The 2,126-nt window shown below is 31.4% G+C and carries 2 protein-coding genes; both read left to right on the top strand.

Annotated elements, in window-relative coordinates; translation table 11 throughout:
* Positions 1 to 264: 264 nt before the first annotated feature.
* Positions 265 to 705 (top strand): hypothetical protein, encoded by a 441-nt coding sequence (locus J8H85_RS18825; protein ID WP_209657243.1) that lies wholly within the window; start codon positions 265 to 267, stop codon positions 703 to 705.
* 207 nt (positions 706 to 912) lie between these two features.
* On the top strand, positions 913 to 2,010 hold the full coding sequence (locus tag J8H85_RS18820; RefSeq protein ID WP_209657242.1) for a hypothetical protein: 1,098 nt from the start codon (positions 913 to 915) through the stop codon (positions 2,008 to 2,010).
* The last annotated feature ends 116 nt before the right edge of the window (positions 2,011 to 2,126 follow it).

The raw sequence follows: 2,126 nt of genomic DNA, 5'->3' as shown, positions 1-2,126 counted from the left end.
TTTGTTCAGGTTTCATATCTTAATTGTTTTGGTGAACTTTAAAGATACTGGACTTTCTGCTTTTTCATGAATGCTAAAAAAAATTGCTAGTTTTAGCTAAACCAAAGTTAGTTGCTCGTTTGCTAGCTTCTGATTTTCCTTCGGAAAATCCTCGCACCCAAACACGCAACTTTCCTTATACATCAACGTTGTAGTGCATTTGAGAAAAACGATATGCTGAAAATAATCCGAATAACATTTTACATAGTTTTGTTCCTTTTTTTATTGGACATTTTCAACTTATTTCAAACCAAAATTGGATTTTTAAAAGCAATTATTTATTACGGAATTTTGATTTTACCAATTCCTTTGCTCATAATGGAATTTAAAGCTAATCGAAATTTGAGTGAACCGATTTTAAGAAAGGGAATTCCAATATTGACAATTATTGGACTGATTTATTCAAATCCACTTAAATTAATTTTTCAAACTCAAACGTGGAAAACCCAAACTATTGAACTGATTAATGAAAATAAGGAAAATCATAAAGTTGAATTTCAAATGAGAGATATTGGAGCTTTAGGTTATGCAAAACGGAACGCTGAAGTCTATTATTTGACCAAGTATTTTTATGTAGTACTTTCCGAAAATTATGACGACAGGAATTTTATCGGAACTGACTGGAAAAGAGTTGACCAAAATATAAACGAAATTGGACTGAAATAAAACGTCGGACTTTAATCTGACCTGAAAATAGAAATGGAAATAAAAAAACGCACTACAACAATGTATAACCGCAATTACGGCGGATTCGACTACGTCCGAATCCACTCGGAATTGCTAACGTCTGTGCTTAGCCGAATATTAACGCATATAAACCCGTAACTGACGGTTATACGAGACCGTTATGCCTTATTTGAAAAAAATCGTTAATTGAAAAAATCAGAAATATTATACGAACCTTTACCTATTGGTAGAATCGGTGTTAAAAAAAGCACAGAAGAAGTAATTGCCGCAAAGGATTTTTCCTGTTTTGCTGAAATGATTGAGGAATATATAGGTTTTGGTGCTGTAAATATTGTAATGCCTTCTTCTGCGCCAGAAATTGAATCGTTAACTCAAATGCCTCTTTTACTTCGAGAAAGAATTAAAATTATTGATGATTCAGAAGAGATTGAAACAGTTAGTAGAGTATTATTCAATATTAGAAAAGAATTTAATGCAAAATTAAATGAAGATAGCAACTTCCTTAAGTTTCCCAAAAATACTGATAGAGCAATTATTGAAAATCTAGACCAACTTCATATAGATGTTAAAAAATTAGCATTAGGTTTTAACCACAGCATACAAATCGGTTTTGATGTAAACAATTCGATTAATTCTTTGAGAGAAATAAGAAAAAAAGTGTCAAATCCTATATCAAGATTGACTTTAGCACAGTTAGAAGGGCTTTTAAATCAATATAAAAACATTGAGTTTGATGCCTTAATAATCCCTAAAAAAGACACACCTAGAGAATTGATTTCAATATTTGACAAATTAATTAATGATGCCAAATATCTACAGTATTCGGATACAATTACTCAATTGTCAATTCCAGAGAAAAGAGAATCTGCACTTGTAGATTTGAGAAGTTTTTCTCGAAATATAAGTTCTAAAAAGTATGTTCAAACAAGTTGGGACTATGTAACAAAATTATTAACTGTTTGGTCAGGAGTTCCTGTTCCAGATTCAAAAACGATTGCTACAATCATAAAAGGGAAAGAACTACCACAGCTTGTGAATTTAGAAAATGCAAAACAAAGAGCACTTGAGATGTGGAAAAATTCAAATCTAACTACAATCCCACTAACAAGGTCAGGAGAACCAATTGATTCTGAAAATATTCATTGGCTTCCACCTCTTGGTTCAATGAAAATTAGGAGTGAAGGAAATAAACCATTTAGTCTTGGAACAGTAGGAGAATTAGTGAAAGCACTTAAAGATGTTCAAATTGAATTAGACGATAATGACACAAAAAACAAGGCATAACACCGTATCCTATGAAAAGCACTAGCCTAGTTCTTCAAAGTTAATATTTATATTTTAATTATCTCATAATGATGATTCTGTGGTGTTGGAATGTTGATAATTCCGATAGGATTATC

Origin of the sequence: Mariniflexile gromovii, assembly GCF_017814435.1 — a bacterium.
GTDB lineage: Bacteria > Bacteroidota > Bacteroidia > Flavobacteriales > Flavobacteriaceae > Mariniflexile > Mariniflexile gromovii.
Note: the sequence above shows the minus strand (reverse complement) of the source record. Positions and strands in the feature narration are given on the sequence as shown.